Genomic DNA, 18386 nt, shown 5'->3' with positions numbered 1-18386 from the left:
CCCCAGACATCATAGCTCCGCACCGGAGTCAATCGGGATCGCTTCCCGAAACGATGGCGCTTTGCCTTTTGCCGGGGACGGTTCACGCCGAGCCCCCTGCTTTGACGCGGCCCGAGCAGGGCTGTGAGTGATGTTTCACGCGACTATGGCCGCCGCGATCGACAGCGCGCGGACGCTTGCGCAGATGGACGAGCTATCGCGCCAGGTGTGGCAGGGGCACGGGTCCGGTGCCTTGGGCGACACGGAGGCCCAGGCGCTTGCCGAACGCCTCCACGGGCGTCGCAGCGCGATCCGAGAGGGTATCCGGCCCGTTGGCATCCCCGCCGGCCGTGCGAGTCTGTTCCCACCTCGGCGGGCGGCCGTCTCGCCTGATAGATCAGCCTCGCGAGACCGTCGCCGGTTGCTGGCCTGCTCTGGCCCGATGCCGCCGGCCCTCGCCAGCAGGTTCACGACCGGGCAACTCGCCGTGCTGCGCATCGTCGGCGACGAGGTAGCCGGCAAAGGCGTGTGCGGCCTCTGCATCGACGCCATCGCAGCGCGTGCTGGTGTGTGCCGACGGCTGGCCCAGGCTGCGATCCGCCTCGCCGAAGGCGATGGCCTGCTAACCATTCAGGAGCGTCGGCATCAGGGGCGGAAGAACGAGCCAAACCTGCTGCGCATCATCAGCCGGGAATGGCAGGCATGGATGCGACGGGGACGTCGCCTCCCGGGCGAGGGGGGTGGGTGCAAACCAATGCACCCCACGGATAAAAGGGTGTTAAGTTCGGGGAAAACAGAGCCAGAGGCACCGTCAAAGAAGCTGCCGGAACGGCAGGGTCGCTCTCACGCCAGTGGGTTACGAACATCCGCGCGGGTGGCGGAGCCGGTGCGAGCTATGCGGTGATGACATGCAGGCGAACGGTATAACGAACGACGACGACCTTCTCACCAACACAGGGTTGCCGGCCTGCTTCGCGCCATCAGTCGGTGGATTGGCCGACGCGATCCGTGCCGCTGCTCGACTTGGCGGGTCGGAGGGCGCAGCTCCGCGCAACGCCGAGGCTCACTTGCTCACGATCAGAGCGAACGCGGCAAAGGACACGCCTGGCTTGTACGACGCCCTCGATGCGGTCCGGCTGGTCGTGTGCGCCGTCGAGGACATTGCCCGACGAGAGCCGACGCTGGTCCCCCATCACGTAGAGCTTCTCGCGACTGCCCAAAACCATGCTCTGAGCGCCCTTGAGTTCCTCACCGTGGTGCTGCGCATAGCCAAGCCAACGGCGCGCGCTTCGGCGAGTTGGTCGGGTCGTGCTGCATCTTAGAGGACGATTGCCTTCTAAGGCATGCTACAGCGTCCGCCTCTCGACGCATGTGCGCCGGCGGCGGTCGCGAACGCCGACAGGCAGCCCGGTACAGAGAGCACATGATGACAGGTCTGGCGCGGGCTAGTTCCCTGCATCGTACCCGTGAAGCCTCGAGCCGGGTGATCGCGTGAAGGTCGGTGCTGCGGGGAACAGGAACCGCCGACGCCGGCTTATGGCCTCTTTTTCAGACGGCCTACTGCAAACGGGATGGACCTGTGTTTGCCCTAATCCAGCGCGGCGATAGGATGTCGCCGTCCTCGGTGATGATCCAGGGCTGTGCGTCGTCGGCCTGGATGCTTTCGGCCGCAGCTACAAGGGCTTCGCGCAGTGTGGAGAACGCCTGCCCGCGTGCAGTATGAGCCGGCGCGCCGGACGGCCAGACAGTCAGCTCGGCACGCTTATCGAGGTCGGCGAGTACCATGCTCATGCTCCGGTTCATCGCAGAAGCGGAGATGTCTACCGCTGCACCATGATCGGCATGTGGCGATCTGGTTACTGAACCATGTCGCTGCCGTCACGGGGGTGTGAAGTCGAGTTTGCTTCAGCAATGGAATGCCGGTTTTGCGCTGATCAGCCTGCCCACCACGGACGCGCGACTACGCGACAGCACCTGAACCATGTTTCTGATGCCGCATCGACAAGCACTCCATTTTGTCCTGTCACACCACCTCCATCGGGTGGCGAGCAAGCCAAAAACTGCTTCATGATAGATGCCAGGGCGAAGGAGACGCCGATGGATCTGTCAGATTTCAGGATTGGATCAGAGTTCACATGTTCCGGCCGGCGCTACCGCTGCACCGACATCGGCATACGCACGGTGCTCGCGATCCAGGTGGATGAAGCGACGATCGCCAGCAAAGAGCCTGGCGAGCCGGTCACGACCCGGCTGGTATCCGGACACGAGGCTGAAGCGATCGGATGGTTCACAGGTCCGCCGTACAGCGTGATCGAACATGTGTTCGACGAAGAGGACCAGGATCTATGTGAGCCAGTTTGATGCCGGCAAGGCTGCGATCATCGACGGCGTTCCAGGCAATCGCTGGCCCGGGGCTCATATTCAGCCAACACCATAAGCTCGATGCATCATGGGAGGGGTTACACTCTTTCCGCCCAACGCCGGACGATCCGAGGTGCCCGATCTGGCAGGTATGGGCAGCGGCATCCAGTGTGTGTAGTCGTTCCATGACGACCCCCGGTCATCTTCCGGGTGGACGCCCTTGCCACGCATGTCGGCGCGGATGATGTGCATTTCGAACTGAGCGGCGGCGCCCTTCTCGATCCATAGGCCGGCAACGAACCGTTGCCCGTCCCGAGGCGCGCTTTTCATACTCTGCCAGCTCACAAATCCCCCCAACCTCTCCTGTGCTCGTAGGACCAACGAGCTATTGACGGCGAAGGTCTGCAGCGTCTCGTTATCGGCGGTCGATACGGTTTTGCTCGGCAAGCGTTTGAGGAACACCAACGGTGACGTACACCCTCCACCGGCTTGCACCCGGTAGTTATGACCTTGCGCTCGATGGGAAAATCGTCGGTGGCCTCGTTCGAAACATCACCGCGGGCGGCGGCGTAAGCGGGTGGCAGGCCGAGCTGCTCGACGCCGTTCCTTCGGATCAACGACCACCTCCTTTCGAAGGCGTGACACATCCCTTCAAATCGCTCGAGGCGGCGATCGCGTGGTTGGGAGGGGCGACAGTCAGCGAAGCAGTCGATAACGGCTAGCGAAGCCGTACGGCAAGCTAGCGGCACCCCTGGCAGAGCGATGCGTGGCAGTCAGTAGGGTGGTCAGGACTGATGCCGTGGAATGGTTGATGCCTGCTCCATAGCTGGCCAATCGGCGCTTGGTGGGCGTTCATTTCCGCTGCTGCGTTTCAGCTCGCGCCTTATCGAACGCCTCGTGCCCCGTGGCTCCTTCGTCATTGCGCGGCACCTCAATATCGCTGGGCTCCGTAGCGCCGGGCGACAGCGAACCCTGCGGCCTGCCGGTCGCGGGGAAATCTTCGTAGGATCGCTCGCCAGGCGGCGTTTCAGCGGGATCGGTCTCGTGCCGCTTTGAGTCGATCATAGTCGAGACGCTCCCTATCAGTACGACAACCCCTACAGGCTGATGGTAGTGGGTATCCAAATCGGCTGAGCGATCACAGGGAAGGCTTCAAACCATCACCACTTCGACGGCCAATCCGCCGCCGCTAACGGTCTGCGGGATGCTGAGTGATTATAGTACCCCGCCTCGTGCGCCATCGCGTCGAGGGCTGCGATCTCATCCGAGGCCGAGCTGGTCCAAAGGATGGCTCCGGTCGCACGCTGCCTGACCTGAAACACCTCCATCGCACCCCTCCGAACGCGCTGAGAGAACAAGCGCGGCGGTGACGAACCGTTCCGTGATTTGTTCATAAGAACGTTCATGTATGGCGGATAGCATCACAATCCTAAGTTTATAAAAATCGCAATCGGCATTTTGATATGCCGCAGGAACATCGGCTTGCTGGATTTGTTGTCCTAGATAATTAAAGAAAATCGGTATTCTATTATGCTTCGCTTCTCATTCATTGGCAGAGCCGGTTTGGCCGTTTGCGCCGTGCTGATGCTAGCGCCAGGAGCGTCCGCCCAGACAAAGCCCGGTGAGATCAAGGGTATCGACGCAATGGGGGATAAGAACCGAAGCGCTCAGGACGGTTGGAGCCAAGCCCCGGTGCCTTGGGAAGGGTCAGCGTCGAAGGATGCTGCCGACCCTGGTGGTAACTCGACTGCGGAGAACAAGACCCGGCCTGTTCCTTCTGCGGCTACGACTTACGCTCCTGGCAAAGATCCTCAGGCGCCAGCGGAACAGCAGTCCTCTGGCCCTTCCAGAATGGACCTTGTCGAGCCCGCCAAATGAGTTCCGGCAGGAATATACGATTACCGGGGGCATTAAGGTAACGCCCTTGCCAATCAGCGGCTGACACCTTACCCCATATACTCCCCCGTTACTCCTAGTCAGCGGCTGACAGGTTGAGCTAGCGCAGGTGCCAGATCCCCACAAGCTTGACTCTTGCCCTGTCAGCCCGTGTGCGCACGACGTCGGGTCGTGAAGGCCCGAGGGCGGCTTGTCGGCTGGAATGTAGTAGGCGGCCCTGTATGAAGGGGCATACAGGACCGCCACAGCGGATCGGGCAGATCGGCTGGCCGCTGATGCCGCGCCTATCGCAGTGCACCAGACAAGTTGCTGAAGGATGAGCGATACGTCGTCGGCTCTACCGTCGCCGCCGACCCCGTTCCTCGTCGGCCACCGCTTCAACCGCCGCGATGGCGTTCTCAAGCTCTGCGATCTGCCTCAGGACGCTCGCGGCCGGCAATGTGTCGTGTTCGGCGGCGGCTAGGATCATTGCCCGCTGATGGGCCTTGAGACGGTCTAGGAGGGCGTCAAGCTTGTCCATGGCGCGCTGTAGCGAGGCGTGCCTTCCTCGACAACATGGCACCCGCCAGCAGCTTCAGTGCGTATGGTGTGATACCCCTCCTGCTACCGTGCTCCTTGCCGTGTCGCTGCCGTACCTTACCGTGCACGCCTGTGGCCTTGCCGCGGAGATGGGACAGCCCTGACCGGGCGGGCCACAAAGGGCCACACGTTGCCCACAACGGGACCAGCGAAAGCCCACCATTCGAGGGGACTCACACCACACGCACTGAAGCTGGATTGGCCGTGTCTGCCAGGGTGTAGCGAGCCGCCGTTGCCGTATCAGCCGGGGCAGGCCATCTTGGAGCAACATCAGCCGTACATGACTCGGCCTGGAGACTTCCTCATGTCTCGTTTCGCACAATCAATGTCATCGCTTGCCTTTGGTGTGGCCATGCTAGCCTTGCCAGCTTTGGCGCTATCCGCCAAGGACTGTTCCGTGAAGTACCAAGCCGCCAAGCAGGCTGGCACACTGAACGGGCAGAAATGGAACGACTTCCAGAAGGCTGAGTGCGCGGCACCGGCTGACACGTCCACAACCCCCACCGCGAACCCATTCTCACCGAACGCAGCTTCGCCCGCAGCCCCGGCTCCGGCGCCCACCACAACAGCAACGAGATCGGCACCGACACCGCGGTCTTCGGTGACGGGGTCTGCTGTGTTCCCGAGAGCGGTCAATCCGAAGTACGTGAGCGAGTCGGCCGGTAAGGGTCGGATGCACACTTGCTTGGATCAGTACAACGCTAACAAGGCTACTGCCGGTGGCGCAAACAACGGCGGCATGAAATGGATCGAGAAGGGCGGCGGGTACTACTCGGTTTGCAACAAGGGGCTAAAGATCTAGTAGTAAAAATCTAGCGCCAGAGACCTTCTGCTAGGGCTATCCTCATCTCTAGCCGGACCTTCCTAGCAGAAGCATGGCTGCCGAAGTACCGAGCGCCGTAACCGTCGGATAGAACGTGAGGGCAAAGCCAAGCGCACGCCCTCTAGCACCACGTTTGTACCCGACCCAAAATAACGTGCGCCCTACGCAGAACATGGCAGCAAGCGTCATTAGGATCGCCGTAGGGTGGCCTACGACGGCGGCGAAGACCAAGTGCGTCAGGACGGCTAAAACGACCTGTTCCGCCGTGTTCTGTAGGATCGCAACGGCATCCCGCACTGATTGAGATCCTGATCCGGCGCTGCTTCCTGCAATGTCCTCAATCGAAAAAAACCTTAGCCGTGCCACATTCGCGATTGCGGCGGCAAGCCAGCCGATGACGAACACATCCGCGCGCAAGGCAGTCTGCAAACGCTCAGCAACGGGCACCATGAGGGTCTTCTCAGGGTCCCAGAAAGCGGCGAGACTCAGCATGATGGCCGTAACGATCACAGCCAGTACCATTCCGACCGCGACACGGTGCTGCTCGTGTCGAAAAACTTCGTTCCTAGGCATGGCGCGCGTCCTTGGCGGACGCTCATACCATCTCTGCGCGCGCATCGGTATGATTGCTTCCCAGACGTTGCGGACATGACGAGCGGGTACCAAGGGCCAGATTTCCACCGCTGCTCCTCTTACCTAACCCAACTCGCCACTCCGCCGTGCCGTGAGCATGTCCTGCGATGAGTGTGGCTGAAGCTCCAGGTATCATTACACAGCGGGCCGAGGCTCCTTCGTGCTTCGACCCGTCACGGGTATGTGCTGGCTGGTGGACGGTAGAGCCATCGCGGCTGTGATAGTGGCCGTGACGGTCGAGACTGCGCTCGTCCGGTTCCCTGAATTCGCGACTCGCCGCACCGAACGGCGAACTAGCGAGAATGCATCCTACAGCTGCCAGCCTAAGCCAGGCAGCAGCGGATGCGCATGTTCCAGATCGCAGCATAGAGCGTCAGTGATCCGCACCATGGGTGCCGGTCGCGCCCGTGTAGGAATTGACGTTGCCGCGGGTGCCGTAGTTGTCGAGCTGCGTCCCGTTCGGGTTCGTCGAATGATGAGGCGCAACGTAGGTGCCGTTAGACCGCGTGTAGCCGGATACCGAGTGGCTACTGCTGCTGGATCCGGTGCCACTCATGCCATAGCCACCTCCCCCACGGGCTTCAACACCGACTGTCGAAAGCAATAGATCGGTCAGGATAATCGTTGTCTTCATAGCGTTTCCTCCTCTTTGTTGATCGGGAAATCAGCATGGAGGAGAAGCGCGGTCTACCGTTCGCAGAGGTGCCGATCTGGATATAACCTCAGTGTGATATCTAAACTACAGATAGGGATGATGCGCATCCTTAGGATGTCAGCATGGCAGCAACAGCTCGCCGCCGGGAGGACGCCATGAAAAAAATCACCCTCGCCATCGCCCTTACCCTACTCACGGCCGGCACGGCTCTGGCCCAGAGCTGCCAGCACGACAGTGACAAAGCGTCTGACGGCTCACGCTGTGGTCATCGCTCGTCAGACTCGCGCTCTGGCGGTCGCTGAAGCAAACAGCGGAGCGCGCCACTTCTACGTTGTGCGCTTTGTTGCCGACCTCTGCCTTGGCCCGGTCGCAACATTATCGAACGCGATGCTGGAAGCGTCGGAGAAACGACCGTTTTCCCGACGCGTACGGCTGCATGCAGCAAGGTCCGAGAAGGGTGGCTACCGGACCTTGGTCTTCGATCCGGAAGCGGACGTTCCATCCGCGATCTAATCAAGACATATGTCCTAGACCCTTTTGTGTCTGATTTCCGACTATCTGCCCTACGCTGACGTTGGTCTGATCCCGCGCGTCGAAGCCGAGCGGCTTGCCGTGCTCCACCATCTAGGCCGGGCGCAGCTATGCCTATCCGGTCTGATGAACGCGATCCGTGCAGACCCGTCCGACGACGCCGATGCCTGGATCAGGGCGCACGATGCCGAGACGAACCGGGCCGGCGAGCATTTGCGGGCGCTTCGCGAAATCAGGGACTGACAGGGCTGGGGGTAGGAGGGCAGTCGCTTGCCCCACTCGCCGATGGCTTCGGCGTCGTCATGAACGGCGTGCCCTGCGTTACCGGCCTGGAACTGACGGCGGACGAGTGGGTGGTGCGACATATGACGGCGGTATGAGGTGGTGGGTTGCGATTTTCAGCTATAACCCAAAGGCGCCTTTGATAAGTGGGATGTTAACAACCCATCCGTAGGTTCTCATATTAAGAAAACTACTGGTTGTGATCGTGAGACCTACTCCAAGCCTTATCGTTGAAGACGCACGAGTCGCTGCACTCGCTGAATATGACCTTGTCAATTCCGCCCCGGCGCCAGGCTTCACGCAGATCGTTGCCCTAGCTGCGCGGTTGTTCGAAGTGCCGATCGCTGTTGTCTCCCTGATCGATCGCGATAGGCAGGTGTTCCATGCCAAGGTGGGCGTCGCCTCATGCGAGACCGACCGCGAAATCGCGATTTGCTCGCATACCATCATGCAGACCGAGGCTCTTGTTGTCCTCGACGCCACCCTTGATCCACGCTTCCACGACAATCCCTTCGTTACAGGGCCATCGCAGATCCGCTTCTACGCTGGCATTCCACTGCGCACACCCGCGGGACATGCCATCGGCACGCTCTGTCTAGCAGATACACGGACACGCAACACCTTCTCCGACGCCGATCGAGAGACACTACGCCAACTCGCTGACCTCACCGTCGACCGCATGGAGTTGCGCCGGTTGGAGGTTGCTCAGCGTGCAAGCCAATCACGTTTCGAGCAGATCGCATCGACCTCGCCAGACGGCATTATCTGTGCTGACGCCAGCGGTCGCATCACTTTCTGGAATGCTGCCGCCGAACAGATATTCGGCCATGGGAGCACAGAGGCGATCGGACAGTCGATCGACCTGATCGTCCCCGAGCGCATGCGCGGGGGGCATGGTGGCGGCCTGCACCGGGTCGCCAACGGGGGCAAACCTAGGCTTGTTGGCAAGACCATCGAGCTGCCAGCCCGTCATAAGGACGGGACCGAATTCCCAATCGAGCTGTCGCTGTCGAAGTGGCAGGAGGAGGGGCGAGCGGCTTTCGGTTCGATCGTGCGTGATATCCGCGAGCGACGCGCCAACGAGGAGCGCTTGTTCCGCCTTGCACATCTCGATCCACTGACCGAACTGCCCAACCGCTCCGTCTTACGCGAGCGGCTGGATGAGATCGCCACCGTGGGCAGACCTGTATCCGTGCTGATGCTCGATTTGGACGGCTTCAAGGAGGTCAACGACAGCTACGGCCATGGTGCCGGCGACTCTGTCCTCAGAGTGATGGCGACCCGTATCCTCGCCTGTGTCCGTCCGATCGATACGGTTTCCCGGCTTGGCGGCGACGAGTTCGTTGTCCTCCTACCCGATATCGGCGATCCGCTCCGCGCTGCCGAGGTGGCGGGTACCATCATCGCAGCCGTCGCTGAAGCGGTCGAGTATGACGGACAGGCGCTCAGACTGAGCGCGAGCCTTGGCATCGCCATGGCGCCTTCGCATGGCAACAATGCCGGTGAACTCCTCGGGTGCGCTGATCTCGCACTGTACCAAGCCAAAAGCGACGGCCGACATTGCCATCGGCTGTTCAGCCCGGTCCTACGACACCAGGCGCAGCGTGCTCGTGTTTGCCGGGACGAGTTGGGTCGGGCGGTCGAGCGTGGCGAGTTCGTGCTATTCTACCAGCCGCAAGTGCGCCTAAGCGATGGCGCCCTGGTTGGAGCGGAAGCGTTGATCCGCTGGCAGCACCCTGACCGCGGCCTGCTTTCACCAGCTGCGTTCATCGACGTGCTCGATAGCAGTCGCTACGCTGCTCAGGTCGGCGACTGGGTTCTACGCACGGCTTGTATCCAAGCAGAAGCATGGCGTTCCGCGGGAGCACTGGATTTCCGTATGGGGATCAACCTGTGCACCGCTCAGTTTCAAAGAGGCGACCTTACCGAGACGGTCCGCGCCACCTTGAGCGACACCGGACTGCCCGCCGCCTCCCTGGAGTTGGAGATCACCGAGAATATCGTGCTGCGCCAGGAGATCGAACTGATCGCGACGTTGCACAGTCTGCGCGAGAGTGGGGTCGGCATTGCGTTCGACGATTATGGCACAGGCTACGCCTCACTCAGCCTTCTGAAGCGCTTTCCACTGACGCGGCTGAAGATCGACCGCTCGTTCGTGACCGGTATGCTCGCCTCGCATCACGACGTGACGATCGTCCGTGCGATCCTGCAGCTTGGGCTCGGGTTCGGGCTGTCGGTCATTGCTGAAGGCATCGAGACCGAGGCCGAGCATGCCTGCCTGCGCACTGAGGGCTGTCAGGAAGGGCAAGGCTACCTATTCGGTAAGCCGATGCCAGCTGATGCGTTCGCGGCCGGCTATGGCCTGGGCGTAGATGCTAGCTGGGCGCTGGCCAGGCGGCTCGGCGCAGCCTAGGCGATATCCGAGCACGGTCCGCGGATCGCGGTGCGCTAAGACCTCCACGACGCGGACCAGATTGCCTACGTGGGGTTCCTCGCATTTTAGCGAGAAACCGGCCCAGAAAGCCAAACCTCGATCCGGGCTGCCAAGCGATCCGCACGGCTGTAAGGATCAGCTACAAACCAGATAACGCCTGCGAACGCAGCTGCTCCGGCATAGATCCCATTGCCGTCGAACAGGATCACACCCAATCCGAGGCAAACACAGGCAAGGGCAATAGACAGCCATTTGAGGATGGCGGCGATGCGAGCGCGCCGGATCTCACCTGCCCAGCGATTGCGGTTGAATTTCACAGGACCCGCTTCCCGTGCCCCGTCATTGGCTGGACGATCGTTCGGCGCTATCCCCTCAACGTGGCCCGGCATTCGTGCCGCGGCAAGCCACTCGTGAGATCCTCGTCGAGGACCGGCAGGCAGGGGTCGCCGACGGCCTCACCGTCACGAACGGCGTGCTCTGCGTCACCGACCTAGAACTGACATTGAGCGAGTGGCCCGCCCTGCGCATCATTCAGCATCGATATCAGGCATCGAGCCCACCTGCGGCAGCAGCGTCTTTCCGGTCCGTCCAAGCCCCCTCAGGTTCCATTCCGGCTTCACGAAGCGGATCAGGCCTTCCTCAAGGCCAACCACGGGGTCGATCGGAAGCCCGCGGTAGTTGATTGGCTCGGGCACGATGGTGAAGACCTCAACCGTTCGACCGGCTCGCAACTCCGACTCGATCGCCTGGCGGACCCTCATTGAAGTGCGCTTGTTATCTGCCAGAACGTAGCGCCGGAGGCGTACCCTAATCCCGATTTGAGCCGAGCCGACGTAAGATATCACCCCGTCTACGAGGTAGGCGTATACGCCCCTCTCTTTCGGCGCATCGCCGTGGAAGACAGCCCGCGAACTATCTGGTTTGAGCTGCCAATTACCTGCGTGCGTGAAGCCGCCGACGATCAGCCAAGCCGCGTGGTTCTCGATCAAAAGGATAGCTGCCAGCAAGAAATTTAAGGTATCTGGAGGCGCCATTTCGTATCGCGGTAGGCGTCCGAGGTCGAGCGCTCAGATGCACCCTGCGGCTTGACGCCAGTATTAGTTGTAGGTGTGGCCTTCGCCGCTGGGCTCATAGCGTCGCGTCCTTGGGGAGCACGACGCTCCTGTCGCTGCTTTTGTGCTGTTGGATCAAAGGTAGAGGCGGGCCGAGATTGCTGCGCGCTCTCGATACATAAGCGCTGCGCAGTTGGGTCAGCGATGAGCGAGCAACTTGCAACATCGTTTGTTGCAGGAGCTTGCGCCGAAGCGTTTCCAATCCACAAAGCCAACAAGGGGGAGGAGACCAGCTGGCGGATCGGCATAGTCACGAACTTCAATCTGGGCATATGAGTTAACCATGCCTTAATGAGGTCGGGATCGCCTCTGGGAGGGCTATCTTCATCGAGCATGATTGTTCACCTGTCTATATGGAAGTTCATAATAAATTAAGCTTACTTCGAGATTAACGGTCTATGGGGTTGAATAAGAACACTGACGACCATCGGAGGTCAAACAGTATGAAACGCATACGCGCGTTGGCCGCCGGCTTGCTGGCCCTGGGACTGTCCTCCGGTCTCGGGGCTTGTGCACGATACGATTATACCGGCTCGTTCGGCATCCGCCCGGTGACCGGCAGCCTGACCAATATGGGTCAAGCGCTTGCAGCGCTGCCACCAGCTCCGTCTGCGCCTTTGAGCGTTGCCGTCTACGACTTCCAGGACCTTACCGGCCAGAATAAGTCGTCCTTCAAAGTCGGTTTCCCGGAATTCTCACGGGCGATCACACAGGGTTCATCAACGATCTTAGTGGATGCCCTGAAAACGGCGGGCAACGGCTGCTGGTTCAACGTCGTGGAGCGCGGCTACCTCGACAGTCTGCTGCGCGAGCGCAAGCTCATCCAAGACACCTACGCCTTCCTCAAGCGTGATCCAAAGGACTTGATCGATCCCCTGAAGTTTGCCGAGTACATTGTCACCGGCGGCGTGGTTTCCTATGACTCACCCACCCAGGTTGCGAGCGGCAGTGTGCTGTTTGCTGGCTATGGTGGTGGCATCAACCACAGCAAGGATCTTGTCACGATCAATTTGCGTCTGGTCCGCGTGCGCGACGGTGTCGTGCTTACCTCGATCAACGCCTCACGGCCGATCGTGACCGCTGGGGGTAATGCTAGCGTAACCCGCCTTCTCGGTGGCCGCGTCCTTGACGCCCAGGTCTCAGCCAGCGTTCAGGAGGCGGTCCAGACGGCCGTACGCGAGGCGATTGAGGCGGGTGTCCTGGAACTCGTTCGACAGGGTGACCAGCGGGGAATTTGGCTCCGTAAGATCGTACCTTCGCCGACAGCCGCCCGAGAGAAGTCATCTCCTGTGCATGGACTGATCGGAGTTCCGAACACGGTCGCGCAACCCGTGCGGACTGGGTCGATCGTCCCGCCTGCCGAAACGCTTCAGAGTAATTCAAAACCTTCGACGGCAGACACGCTGCTCGGATCTGAGAAGCGTGAAGCGGCGACGCCCGTGAAACTTTCAGATCGCATAGCTTCTGCCGATACGACCCGTTCCACAAAGCCACCATTCGTTTTCGAAGGCCGGCCGGTCGGGCTGCTAGGGTCTCTTGATACGTTCTCAGAACCTCCGAAGCCGATCTTCACCAGACCTGAGGCCGCAAAATTTGCCATGCTTCAGTAGGTGTGAAGTACGACTATTCATCAAGGCATCGCGATCTGCTGGCTGCGTGCGACATTGACCGAGCCCTGCTGGCGCAGGTCGAGGTTGGGCGCTGTTCCGAGTTGGTAGATCGAGGCGCGGTTGCTGAAACCTGTCTGTCTGGCACTCAGGGGCACGGGGTCAGGGCCAATTGCGACGATCTCGGTCACGGTGGTTCGGCCTGTCGTCGCTGTGAGCGTGCTGGAGTGCATGTGGAACGGGCTTCGTTCCTGGATGACGTACAGAACGTTTTTCGCGTTTGCCTGCTGGACGACAAGGCTCTCGGCGGCAGTAGTTGGGGCAGCCGCCGCCAGAACGTTGAAGGCAAGGCAAACGCCCAGGACCGTGCGCTTCATCGATTGCTCCCGCTGAAGGTAGGAAGCCTCGCTCACTCGCGTAAACGATCAGATAGGGACTATTGCGGGCGATGTGTCTGAATGGGCCGGTATGCAGCAGCGACACCCATATGAGAGCTGGTGCTGAAAATGTGCGCTACGCGTGAGCGACCGACTCGTACTCCGCTCAAGAGTGCGCTATCCTCTGGACTATTAGTCAGCCAAAAAGCGTTTAATGACAGGCCTTTACGGCATCTGCTGACGGAGGTTTGGGGCCAGCATATTTGGGGACTGGTTGATGAAGGCCGAGTTCGTTCGACCACTCTGATTGATGGTCGCACTCGTGCTCGGACCAACCTGCCAGACGCCGGCCATGTTCGCCTCACCAGTCTGTCTGACCGTTACCGGACGGACCTGGGGGCCAACTTGGATGACACCATAGACATTAGCCTGTCGCATCTGCGTGACGGTCAACGATTGCGCGGAAGCCGAAGCTGCAGTTAGCCCCGCTACGAGACCGGCGATGGCAGTCGCTCCCCTCATGACAGATCCTTGTGCTTGGCGTCGGGATGCACTTGAGCCCGATCGTAATCTTTGAATGAGGCCCAGTGCTTGGGCCGTTGGTACTGAGTCATGGCCGTTCGGGACGATGGCTCGATACTCGATCGACAACCGATCAAAGCCGCATTGTTCAATGATCTCTTGAAGAGCTTCATTGAACGATGCGGCTTGACGAGCGCAAGCCATCTCGCGCTGAGACGATGACGTCGAGCCCCTTGCTGTCAAAGGCATTGCAAGAGGCTCGCATCAACGCATCGCGTATCAGGGCATCTGGATGACGCGAGCACCGTTGAACACACCGCTCTGGCCGATGCCGGCGGCATTGTCGTAGCCGCGCTGAACAGCCGTCGCACGGTTCACGTAGCCACTCTGGGTGGTCAGCGAAGTGTTGTAGCCGCCGCGCTGGGAGGTAAAGGCGCCATTGTAAACACCGTTCTGGCTGATGATAGCCGTGTTGCTACCAGCAAAAGCAGTCGAAGACGCGACCAGGGAAACAACACCAGCGGCGAGGAGAGCACGGAACGACATAGATTGAACCTCCACATAAGGGTATTTTTGGAATTATTATTGCTGCCATCAAGCAACGGCTGAATGTTTAAGGATCTTTTAACCGTTGCGCAACTGTTAATATTTTGAATTAAGATGGGCCTCATACATAGTTGAGTCGTTCATATTGCGATTATCGGCAAGACTGTCGAGTGAAGCGAGATCGTTGATTTGCGCAGCCTATTAGAAATCGAATGCGCTGCAGTCGCGGCGTAATTGCAATTTATATATCTTATATTGCAGATATACTATAATTTAACCATTAGTTGCCGTATGAAGATCATTTATGCTCCGATTTTGCCAAGCATGGCGACGGAATACATTGTGATCTGCCCGACGTCGCACCAGGACCGCCAAATGATGTAAGCCGTGCTGACGGAACTGCGTAGTTTGCAGCGAGGGCAACAGTTCGAGATTTGCGAACCAAGGGAAGATAGGTGTGCTTGATACCTTCGGTTTATCGCTTGCGGCTGGAGTTCAGAGGAACCCGCTCCCCGAGTGCCCTTTGAAGGCGTTTGTCCGCCTCAGACCCCTAGGAAACGAGCCGAGCTTTCCGACGGCCGAGCATGTAGGTAGCGTCCCGTCGTCGCCACCGAGGCGTGCTCGAGTGTCGCTTGGACAAGATGGATCGGCGCCCCGCGGTCCAGGCTGTGCGAGGCATGAGCGTGCCGAAGCCAGTGTGCCGAGACTTCGGTCGGCAGCCCTGCTCGCGTCACAGCCGCCTTCACACCGCCTAGCGAGCGCCGTTTATGACCGCCTTCGCGCATGCGCCCGACCGGCATGGGATCGGAAATGACAGACAACCCATCTCACGAAGCAGCCGAAGCCCTACGCACGATCGGCCGGAACGTCGAGCCACCAGGCAACGACCTGGGCCTGTGGCTCGTGGATGGCCATGAGTGCAGCGATGTCGAACTGATTGCGCTGGCGCAGCTTTTTGGGCTGCTGGCTGAACCCAAGCAGGCAAGGTGAGCTAGACCGTCGGCGCGAGCAACTTCACAGCCACGCTTTGGTGTGACACGGTATCGGGATGCCTACCACGCTCCCCGGCGGATGCCGCGTCATTGTCCTCCCGTACGACCCTCATCCAGGGCGCTATGTCTGGCTGATCAGTCGAGAGAACGGCCCAGTCGTTAGGGCACCAAGGTCCTATCCGGACGAAAGAATGGCGCTCCTTGCTGGGTTCAATCAGGCCAAGCAATTTGCCGAGCCGCGGGCTACGTCGCTTGGTGCTTTGGCTACATAAGGCCACGAAAAGCCCGCCGCGGCTGGCGCCGGGCGGGCTGATCTGATGAGTTCCCACTAAGACGAGTCGGGGACGGGCTCTTGGGTTCAGTCGTTGGGCGGGGTGTCCGACAAATCAACTGGCACCAGAAAGGTCATCGTCAAGCCAACGACCATGGCGACCCCGAGCGCGGTAGTTAGCATCTGGGGTGAGCTTCTTTCTCCTCAGGCGACCAGCGGGAGAGCCATGCCATTAGGGCGGTAGCCAAAGCGTGTGCGTATGTTCGGGGCAGAGTCTCATTCTGGCAGCGCTCCGCCACCATGCACGACGGAGGGTCGGACACGTTCGATGATCGGCCAAGCAGCAAGCGCGAAAAACCCCCGTACGGTGGGTGGCGGCGTGGCCGATGTCCCGGACGACATTCGACGCGATGCAAGAGGGCGTCGGATGTAAGATAGGGGGGTGATCCCATCCTTTGATGGCTTTATCCTCGCCGCGATGCCGCGCTTATCTTGCCAACATCCGACCGACTGTGAGGCCGTTGGCCGCGGTGGACCCTGCCGCCGCTGCGATGCTGGGGCGATCGCTCTACGTGCCATCGCGCTTCGAGAGCGTATCCAGGCCAACCAGGCTGAGGGCCTTCCGCCATATGCCCCCCGTATCGCAACCACCCCGAGGGGGCGGATCGAAGTGGAGGGGGCACTGTAAGCGCTTGAAGGGCTGGCAGATGGCAGGGGTGCCGGCCATTCTCGCGAGCATTAGTTTACTGGCATCAACGCCCCATCAGGATGGCCCGAGCCTCGGCCACGTCGCCCCGTTCACGCTCCCCGAGCAGCGCGGCTATCTCGGCATGGTAGGCCAGCCAGCGCTGGGTGAAGTGCAGTATGAAGCGACTGGTCAGCCACTCGATGATGTCAGGCGCGCGCTTCTCGGTCCGCCTCAGCAGTTACGAACGCGAGGCACCGGGCGCGGGCTTGTCGGTCGTCAATGGCGTCGAAGGCTCGCGTGAGAGCGAGTGTTTCCGCTGTCCGAGCGTTCAGCTCTTCCGCATCAAACAGAGCCACTACAGGCTGATCCAGGGCGCGAGCGATGCGCTCTAGACTTTCGCGTACGTCAGCAAGATCACGAGGTTGTTGGGGCATGACGGCATAACGTCTTTAATATGCAAAATGACAAAGTAGTTTATTTTAGCTTCTGTACGCTAGTATTATCCAGCCGGCGCAGCAGCTCTGTACTGCACCGGATCAATAACCCTATCTCCGCCAGCGCCTGGATGGACGCCGCTTCGAGGGCAGCAGTGTGGCGACCTAGGTCTGGATGCGCCCGCAACGAGGGCGCACGCAGGTTCTCGATCGCCGAGAGCAACGTGTCCTGCTGTGCACGCAAACCATCGAGCAGCAGCCGGACCCGCGTACCATCATGGAACGCGCTTGCAGCGTCGGCTGTCAGCTCCTTCTCGACGGCGTCGGAGCGGATGTTCGTCAGCGGCGGTTTATACCGACGCTTGAGAGGAATGACGGTCGCGCTCATGTGATCTTCTCGTATCTGGGTGAAGTTTAGGCAACTACTTGCGAGGCTTGGCGTACCTGCCGAGTCGCAACATCGACCTGCTCGCTTGCCCGGGCGATGTCCTCCATGCTGCCGGCAATCGTCGTCACGCCGTGCGCGGCCGTCTGCATGCTGCCCGACATCTCTCGCGTGACCGCAGACTGTTCCTCGACCGCAGCGGCGATGGCGCCCGACACCTCATCGAGCGAGCGGATCGTCGCCTGGATCGAGCCGATGGCGTCCACGGCCTCGCGCGTAGCCGTCTGCGTCGCCTGGATCTGTCCGCGGATTTGATCGGTCGCCTTGGCGGTCTGTTCGGCCAGCGCCTTCACCTCGGAGGCGACCACGGCGAAGCCCTTGCCCGCCGCGCCAGCGCGCGCGGCTTCGATCGTGGCGTTGAGGGCCAGCAGGTTGGTCTGGCTGGCGATGCCTTGGATCATCGTCACCACTTCGCCGATCTGCGCTGCCTGGGTGCTCAAGCCTGCAACGATGCTGCCCGTGCGCTGTGCCTGCTCGACCGCCTGTCCGGCCATCCGTGCAGCATGGCTAACCTGCTGACTGATCTCGCCGACTGAGGCTGAGAGCTCTTCGGCGCCCGAGGCGACGGACTGGATGTCGTTCGAGACCTGCCCCACCGTACCGGCGGCCTCAACCGTTTGCCGGGTGACATTCTCGACGGCTTGCCCGATCGCATCGAGGTCGGTGCCGATCGCGTGCTGCGCTTCGATCCGGCGCTGCCGCTCGTGCACTTGGGTGCTGATGTCGGTCGCGAACTTCACCACCTTGAACGGGACGCCGTCCCGGTCGCTGATCGGGTTGTAGGTTGCCTGGATCCACACTTCTCGACCGCCCTTGGCGATGCGGCGGAACTCGCCAGCTGCGAACTCGCCCCGTCCGAGTTGACCCCAGAAACTGCGATAGGCTTCTCCCGTTCGTTCGTTCGCGTCGACGAACAGGCTATGATGCTGACCGCGGATCTCGTCGAGCCGGTAACCGACTGCGTTGAGGAAGTTGGCGTTGGCGGTCAGGATGGTGCCGTCGAGGGTGAACTCGATGACCGCCTGCGAGCGGTTGAGGGCGGCAAGCTGGCCTTCCTGGTCGATCGCGCGCTGCACCTGCGCCGTAATGTCAGAGGCGAATTTGACGATCTTGCTGACCCGACCGGCGCGGTCGAGGACTGGACTGTAGGTTGCCTGGATCCACACCTCGTGACCGTCCTTGGCGACACGCTTGAACTCACGGGTCTGCGGCTCACCGC

Annotated in this window: 20 protein-coding genes and 2 pseudogenes; 7 read left to right on the top strand and 15 right to left on the bottom strand. The window is 60.7% G+C overall.

Annotation, left to right across the window (positions count from 1 at the left end):
• The first annotated feature begins 887 nt into the window (after positions 1 to 887).
• Entirely contained in the window at positions 888 to 1301 is a 414-nt protein-coding gene (locus tag FV227_RS22850; protein ID WP_147859983.1) for a hypothetical protein, read from the top strand.
• Between the two features lie 235 nt (positions 1302 to 1536).
• On the opposite strand, the gene FV227_RS22845 is transcribed toward FV227_RS22850, so the two are convergent.
• A complete protein-coding gene (locus FV227_RS22845) occupies positions 1537 to 1764 on the bottom strand; it encodes a hypothetical protein (protein ID WP_147859982.1) in 228 nt (75 codons plus the stop codon).
• 312 nt (positions 1765 to 2076) lie between these two features.
• Here FV227_RS22845 and FV227_RS22840 point away from each other — a divergent pair, with 312 nt between their 5' ends.
• Entirely contained in the window at positions 2077 to 2340 is a 264-nt protein-coding gene (locus FV227_RS22840) for a hypothetical protein (protein WP_147859981.1), read from the top strand.
• A 60-nt stretch (positions 2341 to 2400) separates the two neighbouring features.
• Here the strand turns inward: FV227_RS22840 and FV227_RS22835 are convergent, their stop codons facing one another.
• On the bottom strand, positions 2401 to 2805 hold the full coding sequence (locus FV227_RS22835) for a hypothetical protein (protein ID WP_147859980.1): 405 nt from the start codon (positions 2803 to 2805) through the stop codon (positions 2401 to 2403).
• Positions 2806 to 2807: 2 nt separating this feature from the next.
• Here FV227_RS22835 and FV227_RS22830 point away from each other — a divergent pair, with 2 nt between their 5' ends.
• Complete coding sequence (locus FV227_RS22830; protein WP_147859979.1) at positions 2808 to 3062, top strand: hypothetical protein; 255 nt, start codon at positions 2808 to 2810, stop codon at positions 3060 to 3062.
• A gap of 130 nt (positions 3063 to 3192) precedes the next feature.
• Here FV227_RS22830 and FV227_RS22825 read toward each other — a convergent pair whose 3' ends face one another.
• From FV227_RS22825 to FV227_RS22795, 6 genes and pseudogenes are all read right to left on the bottom strand, one after another.
• Entirely contained in the window at positions 3193 to 3405 is a 213-nt protein-coding gene (locus tag FV227_RS22825; protein WP_147859978.1) for a hypothetical protein, read from the bottom strand.
• Positions 3406 to 4573: 1168 nt separating this feature from the next.
• Entirely contained in the window at positions 4574 to 4756 is a 183-nt protein-coding gene (locus FV227_RS22815) for a hypothetical protein (RefSeq protein WP_147859976.1), read from the bottom strand.
• Between the two features lie 909 nt (positions 4757 to 5665).
• Positions 5666 to 6211 (bottom strand): MAPEG family protein, encoded by a 546-nt coding sequence (locus FV227_RS22805; RefSeq protein WP_147859974.1) that lies wholly within the window; start codon positions 6209 to 6211, stop codon positions 5666 to 5668.
• A gap of 119 nt (positions 6212 to 6330) precedes the next feature.
• Positions 6331 to 6414 (bottom strand): DUF3761 domain-containing protein, encoded by an 84-nt coding sequence (locus FV227_RS30365; protein ID WP_246687863.1) that lies wholly within the window; start codon positions 6412 to 6414, stop codon positions 6331 to 6333.
• A gap of 59 nt (positions 6415 to 6473) precedes the next feature.
• Positions 6474 to 6638 (bottom strand): annotated as a pseudogene (locus FV227_RS30360) (hypothetical protein); the annotation flags it as partial.
• Between the two features lie 6 nt (positions 6639 to 6644).
• Complete coding sequence (locus tag FV227_RS22795) at positions 6645 to 6905, bottom strand: hypothetical protein (protein WP_147859973.1); 261 nt, start codon at positions 6903 to 6905, stop codon at positions 6645 to 6647.
• Between the two features lie 1033 nt (positions 6906 to 7938).
• Here FV227_RS22795 and FV227_RS22785 point away from each other — a divergent pair.
• Positions 7939 to 10152: an EAL domain-containing protein gene (locus FV227_RS22785; protein WP_348642597.1), complete on the top strand. Its 2214-nt coding sequence runs from the start codon at positions 7939 to 7941 to the stop codon at positions 10150 to 10152.
• An 86-nt stretch (positions 10153 to 10238) separates the two neighbouring features.
• On the opposite strand, the gene FV227_RS22780 is transcribed toward FV227_RS22785, so the two are convergent.
• Together FV227_RS22780 and FV227_RS29210 are read right to left on the bottom strand one after the other, a co-directional pair.
• Positions 10239 to 10490 (bottom strand): hypothetical protein, encoded by a 252-nt coding sequence (locus FV227_RS22780; protein ID WP_147859971.1) that lies wholly within the window; start codon positions 10488 to 10490, stop codon positions 10239 to 10241.
• A 210-nt stretch (positions 10491 to 10700) separates the two neighbouring features.
• A complete protein-coding gene (locus FV227_RS29210) occupies positions 10701 to 11207 on the bottom strand; it encodes a GIY-YIG nuclease family protein (protein WP_187274909.1) in 507 nt (168 codons plus the stop codon).
• A 521-nt stretch (positions 11208 to 11728) separates the two neighbouring features.
• On the opposite strand from FV227_RS29210, the gene FV227_RS22770 reads away from it, so the two are divergent.
• Positions 11729 to 12895 (top strand): CsgG/HfaB family protein, encoded by a 1167-nt coding sequence (locus tag FV227_RS22770; protein ID WP_187274908.1) that lies wholly within the window; start codon positions 11729 to 11731, stop codon positions 12893 to 12895.
• Between the two features lie 20 nt (positions 12896 to 12915).
• On the opposite strand, the gene FV227_RS22765 is transcribed toward FV227_RS22770, so the two are convergent.
• The 3 genes and pseudogenes from FV227_RS22765 to FV227_RS30355 form a co-directional block, all read right to left on the bottom strand.
• On the bottom strand, positions 12916 to 13269 hold the full coding sequence (locus tag FV227_RS22765; protein ID WP_147859969.1) for a hypothetical protein: 354 nt from the start codon (positions 13267 to 13269) through the stop codon (positions 12916 to 12918).
• Positions 13270 to 14070: 801 nt separating this feature from the next.
• A complete protein-coding gene (locus FV227_RS22755) occupies positions 14071 to 14337 on the bottom strand; it encodes a hypothetical protein (protein ID WP_147859967.1) in 267 nt (88 codons plus the stop codon).
• Positions 14338 to 14921: 584 nt separating this feature from the next.
• A pseudogene (locus FV227_RS30355) lies at positions 14922 to 15122 on the bottom strand (tyrosine-type recombinase/integrase); the annotation flags it as partial.
• Here FV227_RS30355 and FV227_RS22745 point away from each other — a divergent pair.
• Positions 15121 to 15327, top strand: coding sequence for a hypothetical protein (locus FV227_RS22745; RefSeq protein WP_187274910.1), 207 nt, complete (start codon positions 15121 to 15123; stop codon positions 15325 to 15327). The pseudogene FV227_RS30355 and the gene FV227_RS22745 overlap by 2 nt on opposite strands.
• Positions 15328 to 16464: 1137 nt before the next feature.
• Positions 16465 to 16680 carry a hypothetical protein gene (locus FV227_RS22740; protein WP_147859965.1) on the top strand — a complete coding sequence of 72 codons (216 nt, stop codon included), beginning with the start codon at positions 16465 to 16467 and terminating at the stop codon, positions 16678 to 16680.
• A gap of 82 nt (positions 16681 to 16762) precedes the next feature.
• On the opposite strand, the gene FV227_RS22735 is transcribed toward FV227_RS22740, so the two are convergent.
• Both FV227_RS22735 and FV227_RS22730 read right to left on the bottom strand, forming a co-directional pair.
• On the bottom strand, positions 16763 to 17110 hold the full coding sequence (locus FV227_RS22735; protein WP_147859964.1) for a hypothetical protein: 348 nt from the start codon (positions 17108 to 17110) through the stop codon (positions 16763 to 16765).
• A 26-nt stretch (positions 17111 to 17136) separates the two neighbouring features.
• A partial coding sequence (locus FV227_RS22730; RefSeq protein ID WP_147859963.1) for a methyl-accepting chemotaxis protein occupies positions 17137 to 18386 on the bottom strand: 1250 nt, incomplete at its 5' end.

This window comes from Methylobacterium sp. WL119 (assembly GCF_008039875.1).
Classification (GTDB): Bacteria; Pseudomonadota; Alphaproteobacteria; order Rhizobiales; family Beijerinckiaceae; genus Methylobacterium.
This window is presented reverse-complemented; position numbering and strand designations above follow the sequence as displayed.